This window comes from Pedobacter yonginensis (genome assembly GCF_003173595.1).
Taxonomy (GTDB): domain Bacteria; phylum Bacteroidota; class Bacteroidia; order Sphingobacteriales; family Sphingobacteriaceae; genus Pedobacter; species Pedobacter yonginense.
In genome coordinates this window covers 1,556,631-1,564,723 of the sequence record NZ_QGNZ01000001.1, presented here as the reverse complement: position 1 = coordinate 1,564,723, position 8,093 = coordinate 1,556,631, and the positions used below count along the sequence as shown (strand labels likewise).

General features: G+C 38.4%; 5 protein-coding genes. All 5 read right to left on the bottom strand.

Annotated features, from left to right (window positions below; genetic code table 11):
* Positions 1–166 precede the first annotated feature (166 nt).
* The 5 genes from DHW03_RS06850 to DHW03_RS06825 all read right to left on the bottom strand — a co-directional run bounded on the left by DHW03_RS06850 (position 167) and on the right by DHW03_RS06825 (position 8,084).
* Positions 167–802 (bottom strand): outer membrane beta-barrel protein, encoded by a 636-nt coding sequence (locus tag DHW03_RS06850; protein ID WP_109924945.1) that lies wholly within the window; start codon positions 800–802, stop codon positions 167–169.
* Positions 803–907: 105 nt separating this feature from the next.
* The gene (locus DHW03_RS06845; protein WP_109924944.1) at positions 908–1,561 is read right to left on the bottom strand and encodes a hypothetical protein; all 654 of its coding nucleotides are present in this window, start codon (positions 1,559–1,561) and stop codon (positions 908–910) included.
* A 166-nt stretch (positions 1,562–1,727) separates the two neighbouring features.
* The gene (gene clpB / locus DHW03_RS06840) at positions 1,728–4,322 is read right to left on the bottom strand and encodes an ATP-dependent chaperone ClpB (protein ID WP_109924943.1); all 2,595 of its coding nucleotides are present in this window, start codon (positions 4,320–4,322) and stop codon (positions 1,728–1,730) included.
* 454 nt (positions 4,323–4,776) lie between these two features.
* Complete coding sequence (gene tnpA, locus DHW03_RS06830; RefSeq protein WP_109924941.1) at positions 4,777–5,244, bottom strand: IS200/IS605 family transposase; 468 nt, start codon at positions 5,242–5,244, stop codon at positions 4,777–4,779.
* A gap of 167 nt (positions 5,245–5,411) precedes the next feature.
* Positions 5,412–8,084, bottom strand: a complete 2,673-nt coding sequence (locus tag DHW03_RS06825) for an alpha-L-rhamnosidase (RefSeq protein ID WP_109924940.1) — start codon at positions 8,082–8,084, stop codon at positions 5,412–5,414.
* Between the last annotated feature and the right edge of the window lie 9 nt (positions 8,085–8,093).

Genomic DNA, 8,093 nt, shown 5'->3' with positions numbered 1-8,093 from the left:
TAATCCGTTGACCGATTTCCCACGTTGATGCTCTCTAACCAGCTTCAGTTTAAATTCGGCCTTGTGTTTTTTGTATTTAACCATAAAAATGCCCCCAAATAGTGTCTAACTTTTTGGGGGCAGTGTATTTGATGATACAGACTCTTTTTTTTGGAGCGGATTTTATTTAGAATAGAACATATATTTTAAAGCCTAGGTTGTTGATGAAACCTTCGCTTTTGAAATTGAATGTGGTTCTTTTGTTGGTGTAAAAGGTTGAAGTTGTATTGGTAGTTGATTGATTTATTTCGCTGTACAGGATATCAGCTGATAATAAATTCGTTTCGAGTGCAAATCTTTTGGATAAAAACCAGGTTATGCCACCATAGGCTCCAACAGCATATTGATTAGAGGTATAATCCTGATTTGAAATACTTTGTGTATTGCTTTCTTCTAATTTGCCATACGTATAAGCCGCTTTTCCGCCGGCGTAAGCAAATAAAGTTTTAAAGAGAGGGAAATACCTTTGATAACTTACATTACCGCCATAACTTTTGGTCTCTTGGGCTGTCCCGGAAAAGTTGTATTTATTCGTTCCATAGCTCAATTCTACTCCAATTTTGCTGTTATCTTGAATAAAATAACCATAACCTAAAGAAAATGAGCTGTTTTTTGTTGTGCTTTCAGTAGGTAAATTTTCATTGGTTTTATCGGTTGTAACATTTACCCCGAAACTTAAAGCATTTGTTCCTTTGGTTTGTGAAAAACCAGCCACAGAAAGGCATAGCACTGCCATAGCAGTTAATAATAATTGTTTTTTCATTTGTGTGTTTTTTTTGTGTATTCAATGATAGATAAAAAAATCAATTAACTATATGAATAGTTTTGTAATTTTTGAGTTACTGATTATTCGTGCACACAATTCATTTTATAAATGGAAACTCACCCCGATAGATGGCGTGAAGTTCTCCAAGGCAAGCTTGAAATTATGTTGTTGTTGATAGTTATAGGCTGAAAATTCATCATAATAATTTTGATGAAAATAGCTTACCATGGGAAAAGAGAATTCAATTGCAAATTTTTCGCTTGGAAAAAAAGCAAAGCCTGGACTTAAGCTCACGCCGTACCCTTTTAGGCGATTATTATAGCCAATTAAATAGTCTTCATTGTCAATAATTTTGGTGCTGTTAATTTGAAATAGGATGTTGGCTTGTGCATAAAATTTTAAAAAGGATTTTATGTTGAGGTATTTTCTTACAAATGGCGATAGCCCAATATTCAGTTCTTTAGAACCATAGGTATCTTGATAGACACCATACTCGCTGTTCCATTCGGTGTAGTGAACGCCTCTAAGTTTTGATAAGTTAAATGAAAGATCTAAGCCTATGGCAAAGTTATCTTGTAAAAAATAGGCGCCTTTGGTTGTAAAAGTAAAGTTGTTAATGCTACTGCTGTAGTCTTTTTGCTTTTCGGTTCCAAAGCTTAGATTAAGCCCCAAGAAGCCGGAGCCTTTGTCGGTTTGAGCATGCGCGCCCAAACCGATGGCGCATAAAGCGGCCATGATGGTTAATTTTGGTTTCATTTTTCATTTTTTGTGTGTAATCAATAATAAAGATTATTGCCACAAAAAACAAAAAAAATAACGTTTACGAAATCTTATTCTTTATTTTAATGTTCTGATAATCAGATCTTAAAAAAGAAATCCTGCGGAAGGTTATTCCGCAGGATTTGGTTTGATTTGCTTACGCTTATTTTTGGTTTACGAACACAAAATTATGATCGAACATATCCAGCTTTATTTTGCTGTCTTTGTCTATTTTGCCCGCCAGTATCTCTTTAGAGAGTTCGTTCAGAATTCTTTTTTGAATAACTCTTTTTAAAGGTCGCGCGCCAAACTGTGGGTCGTAACCCAACTGTGCCAACCAATCTAAAGCTTCATCACTGGCATCCATTTCGATACCCATTTCGGCGAGTGTTTGCTGTACTTGTTTAAATTGTAAGCTTACTATGTTTCGAATTTCGCTTCGATTTAATGGCGTAAACATAATCAGCTCATCAATACGGTTTAAAAATTCCGGACGAATGGTCTGTTTTAGTACTTCAAACAGCTCGTTTTTAGTTTTGGCGATGACCTCATCTCGGTTTTCATCACTCAAATCTTTGAAGTTATCTTGAATTAGGTGTGCACCAATATTGGAAGTCATGATGATGATTGTATTCTTGAAATTAACTGTTCTGCCCTTATTATCCGTTAAGCGGCCATCATCTAATACTTGCAACAAGATGTTAAATACATCTGGATGGGCTTTTTCAATCTCATCAAGCAATACAACAGAATAGGGTTTGCGTCTTACGGCTTCGGTGAGTTGTCCGCCCTCGTCATAACCAACATATCCTGGAGGCGCTCCAATTAGGCGAGAAACGGCATGTCTTTCTTGATATTCACTCATATCAATTCTCGTCAGCGCATTTTCATCGTTGAACAAAAATTCTGCTAATGCCTTTGCCAGCTCTGTTTTACCAACTCCAGTTGTACCCAAGAAAATGAAAGAACCGATTGGCTTACGCTTATCTTGCAAGCCAGCACGCGATCGACGAATGGCATCAGAAATGGCTTCGATGGCTTCATCTTGTCCGGCAACACGTTGGTGAAGTTCTGATTCCAAGTTGAGTAGTTTTTCGCGTTCGCTAGCAATCAATTTCGTAACCGGAATTCCAGTCCACCTGCCAACAACGCCGGCAATATCGTCAGCAGTAACTTCTTCTTTAAGCATTCTGCTATCGCTTTGCTGACTTTCTAGCTGCGCTTTTAGTTGCTCAAAGGTGTCTTGCGCCTCCTTAATTTTTCCGTAGCGGATTTCGGCAACCTTGCCATAATCTCCTGCACGCTCGGCCTGTTCTGCTTCGAGTTTATAGTGTTCTATTTGCTCTAGCTGATTGTTAATGTTATCTACAAGATCTTTTTCGCCTTGCCACTTCGCTTTTAATTCATCGCGCTCGGCAGATAAATTGGCAATTTCTTCTGATAAATCTTTAACTTTTTTATCGTCCTTTTCACGTTTAATGGCCTCACGTTCAATTTCTAATCGCATAATTTCACGATCGAGTGCATCAACGTTTTCTGGCACACTGTCCATTTCCATACGCAGTTTAGACGCCGCTTCATCCATCAAGTCAATTGCCTTATCGGGTAAGAAACGATCGGCAATGTAGCGTTGACTCATCTCTACAGCCGCAATAATGGCTTCATCTTTAATCCTTACTTTGTGATGCGTTTCGTAGCGTTCTTTTAATCCACGTAAAATTGAAATCGCATCTTGAGTATCGGGCTCATTAACCATTACCTTTTGGAAACGACGCTCTAAGGCTTTGTCTTTTTCTAAATATTTTTGGTATTCATCTAGCGTAGTGGCGCCAATTGCACGTAGCTCGCCACGCGCCAAGGCTGGTTTTAAAATATTAGCAGCATCCATTGCGCCTTCGCCACCACCTGCACCTACTAATGTGTGTATTTCATCAATGAAAAGGATAATTTCTCCATCACTTTGGGTTACTTCTTTTACCACTGCTTTCAAACGCTCTTCAAACTCACCCTTATATTTTGCACCGGCAATTAACGAGCCCATATCAAGCGAATACACTACTTTGCTTTTTAAATTTTCTGGTACGTCGCCTTTTATAATTCTGAATGCAATACCTTCTGCTATAGCGGTTTTACCCACGCCCGGCTCACCGATTAAAATTGGGTTGTTTTTTGTTCTACGTGATAAGATTTGAATTACCCGACGAATTTCTTCATCGCGACCGATTACTGGATCTAGTTTACCACTTTCTGCATATTCGTTTAAATTACGGGCATATTTGCTTAGCGCTTGGTAGGTTGCTTCCGCATTTTGGTCGGTTACGCGATTATCGCCACGTAATTCGGTTATCGCTTTTTTTAGATCTTTTTCGTTGACACCTTGTTCTTTTAAAAGTTTCGATGTGCTGTCGTTAACGCTTAGTATTCCAAGTAGCAAGTGTTCAACTGACACAAATTCATCTTTAAATTCTTTTAAAAAAGTTTGTGCTTTCTGTAATACACTATTGGTATTGGATGACAGATAGACATTGCTTCCGCTTACTTTCGGGAATTTGGCAATTTCTGCATCTAGATTTTGGTTTAAAGAATTTAGGTTAACGTTTAGTTTCTTCAAAACATAAGAAACCACATTCTCATCAACAGTAAGCAAACCTTTAAGTAGGTGTGCTGTTTCAATAGCTTGTTGCTGATTGCCTTGCGCTATTTCAGAAGCCTGCTGAATTGCTTCCTGGGCTTTTATTGTAAAATTGTTGAAGTTCATATTCCTTTTAGCTCAAAACAGATGCCATGTTAAATTTTGATTTTGTATCGGAAATTTTGTCTGCATCTTAATTTATTTTAAGACTAATTGTCTGTAAGCTAATGGATTATCATGAAATTTTGTCTGGCGTAAATGGGTAGCGCCTACGGCGCATGTTCTACGATCGTTTGTGGGAGGGTACAGATGGGTAGCACCTCGGGCGCATGGTTTGCGACATGGTTTGTTGGGGGTTACAAATGGGTAGCACCTACGGCGCATGTTTTACGATCGTTTGTTGGGGCTTACAAATGGGCAGCCTTATGCCTAACGTTTATTTTGCAAAACATCAATTATGTTTGTTTTACAACCAGTTGCATAGAATGCCCCATCGGGGCTACCCATTTGTAGAAAAATGCATTTGGTAAAATGTATTTTGATGGTGTTGGTTTTTTTATGCCCCGTAGGGGCTACCCATTTAAGTATCGATTAAATCTTTGAAGACATATTTTTCGTCATATTTGATTTTATTATCACGTAGGATTGCTAAATATTCAGTTTTAAAGTTTTTCTTTTTATGATGTTGTTTTTGGTTTAAAATATATCGAACTACGGCATCAATTTGGGAATGGCTATTGCTGAAAGCGCCATAACCTTCTTGCCATCGAAATTTATGTTTCGTGAAGCCCTGAGCATTTACAAATTCAGAACTATCGCCCTTTACCAATCTCATTAAATCGGATATTGACTGATTCGGATTTAAACCGATGAACATGTGCAGGTGATCCGGAACGGAATTAATGGCCAGCATTTTATGCCCATTATTTTGAACAATACCTGTAATGTATTGATGTAACCGATCTTCCCAATCGGCTAAAATTACAGATTTACGGTATTTAACTGCGAAAACAAGGTGGATGTGTAAGCGGGTGTAAGTGTTTGGCATAAAGTAATTTGGTTAAAAAGATAAACCAAAATACAAAATATGATCAAATCAGCGAACAGCCATGAAAGCTTTGAATTCTAGTGCAGTTCAATCTTATCTCAGAATTGTGCTTTTGCAAATAACAAAAGCTGGCTTTTGATAGGAGACAAGATTTTGCTGTTTTCGATTTACTTCCAATCAAAAGTATAGGTGCCAGATGCTAACTGCGCTACACCCTCCGTGATGACTTTGCCATTTAGATAAACTTTTAGGTTTTCCTCTTGCGGAAGCATTAGGGATGCAGTGGAATTTGGCGGTACAACAACTTTATAGGAAATTTCATTCCCATTTCGGATCCAAGATGATATAATTTCTCCATAAGGGCCTGTATGCTTAGCTTCAAATTGACCGAGTCCTTTCACAAAATGTGGGGCTAGAATCACATTCTTGAAACCAGTTTTTTCAGGATCTGGCTTGATGCCACCTGGAGATTTATATAACCAAGCACCAATTTCGCCGAACATGATGTGATTCATCGAGATGTCTGATTTTGCATCGATGGGCCAATTTTCGTACAGGGTTGTTGCACCATTTTCCATCCACCAACCCCAGCTTGGATAAGTTTTTTGGGCGGCAACTTTGTAGGCAACGTCACTGTAACCATTTTCGGATAATGCATTTAAAATGGCTTTTGTGCCTAATAATCCAACATCTAGATGGAAGCCATCTGCTTCTACCTTTTTTGCTAAATTGCTTGCAACTACAGCGATTGATTCTTCAGGAACAATTTTCCAATACAGCGGAACACTCATTTCGGTTTGTACACCCGAGGCATAAATTCCGGTTTGTTTATTGAAATACTTTGCGTTAAAAGCATCTTTAATTTTCTGAGCAAGAATCGTGTATTTTTCGAAATCGGCAGTTTTACCTAAAATTTTGGCTGCTTTTGCTAGAATTACGACATCCGCATAATAGTAACAAGTTGAGGTCAATTCGACCGGAGATTTAGATTTAACGGGAATCCAATCACCTAAACCCCAAGTGGTTAAGCCGCTAGGGTAGGTTTCATCTATATGATTCACATATTTACGAATGTTTTCATAACAATCGGCCAAGAGTTTGTCATCACCATAAAATAGATAAATATTCCAAGGGATAATGGCAATTGTACTGGTCCAATCTGGTCCATTTCCCCATTCGTAGCCCCAACCATCTGTTGGAATAATTGATGGAAGTACGCCATTCGGTTGTTGTTCATCTCGGTGATCGGCAAGCCATTTTTCGTAAATGGTAATTCCATCAAAACCATAAAGACCGGTTTCAATTGCGATTTGTGCATCGCCTGTCCAACCGTTTTTCTCTCTTTGCGGACAATCAGTAGGGTAACCAAACAAGTTTGAGAGGTATGAGTTGTTGGTGGCGGAGTAAATTTTGTTGATGATGGGTTCAGAGGAGTTGATATTTCCTGAAACAGGTACATCACTGTGCATAAAGTAGCCAACTAGATTTTTTTGACTCAACTGCACTGGCGCACTACTGTTTACTTCTACATATTGAAAACCCTTATAATTGAAATGAGGCATAAAAGTTTGTTCGCCTTTTCCGTTTAAAATTAAAATATCTGTTTGAAATGGGTCTGTATTATCTGTTGGACGATAGTGCGCATCAATATTTGAAATATCAACGTGTCCGTTGCCGTATAAACGTTCACCATGTTTCAATTTGATGATGGTTCCTGCTGGACCTTTGACCGTGATTTTACTTACCCCTGAAATATTTCTACCCAAATCGAATAGGTAATTGGTATCATTAAATTTCTTTAAACTTTTGCTGGCAATTTCTTCAACGTTACGGATGGGATGGAGCGCCTGCGTTACGATATTTTTGGAAGGCGCAGAACGATAAATCACATTTTTCCACTTAGAATCATCGTAATTTGCTGTATTCCAGCCATCTTTTTCTAATCTGGCATCATAATGTTCGGCAGTGTAAATGCTATTGAAAACAATCGGACTCAATGCTGTTTTCCAGTTTTTGCCTGATTTAATGGTTTCGACCGTGCCGTCATCGTAGGTAATACGAAGGTCTAAACAAAATGTGGGGCGGTTGCGCCATGGAGCTTTATCGAAATCCCAAACGGCGTTAGATTGATGATTGTACCAACCGTTACCCAATAATACACCAATTGCATTCTTGCCATCCACCAAATTTTTAGTTACATCGTAACTTACATAAAGTGTACGACGATCAAATCTGGTGTACATGGGATCCATGCGATGGTTTCCTACTTTTTCTCCGTTGATGGACAGTTCATATAATCCACCTGCGGCAATATAAGCCCTAGCCGATTTAATTTTTTTCTCTGTTGTAAATGTATTTCTGAAATAAGGAGCAGGTTTCAATTTCTCATTTTCATTATCAGATATCCATGCGCCTTGCCAATTTGCCATATCCATCATCCCAGTTTCAAAACTTGTTATATAAAATTGGTTTGACTTTTTCTTGTGCTCATCCGCAATCTCCACCCGCCAAAAATATTTAGTAAAAGGTTTTAGTGATTGGCCCGAATAAGTTATCAGTTGTTTTTCTGATTTTAACCAACCTGTATTCCATAAGCTTCCATCTGCTTTGGTGAGTGCTGTAGAATCTGTATCCACTAAAATTCGAAATGAAGTTTGTTTGGCGCCATTTTTAGTGCTTTGCATTTGCCAGGTGAAACGTGGTGCCGGGTTATCTATCCCGATTGGGTTTTGAAGATATTCTGTTTTTAAGTTGCTTAGGTTAAAAGCTTGGGCAAGTGCACCCGAAACAGGAGATAGGCAAAATACTAAGGCGCAGGCTTTCAGAAAATCAAATTTCATAGTTTAGGG

Bases quoted from the DNA above. Each gene is read 5' to 3' on its own strand.
- DHW03_RS06850 (WP_109924945.1), bottom strand. From the start codon at position 802: ATGAAAAAACAATTATTATTAACTGCTATGGCAGTGCTATGCCTTTCT.
- DHW03_RS06845 (WP_109924944.1), bottom strand. From the start codon at position 1,561: ATGAAACCAAAATTAACCATCATGGCCGCTTTATGCGCCATCGGTTTG.
- clpB (WP_109924943.1), bottom strand. From the start codon at position 4,322: ATGAACTTCAACAATTTTACAATAAAAGCCCAGGAAGCAATTCAGCAG.
- tnpA (WP_109924941.1), bottom strand. From the start codon at position 5,244: ATGCCAAACACTTACACCCGCTTACACATCCACCTTGTTTTCGCAGTT.
- DHW03_RS06825 (WP_109924940.1), bottom strand. From the start codon at position 8,084: ATGAAATTTGATTTTCTGAAAGCCTGCGCCTTAGTATTTTGCCTATCT.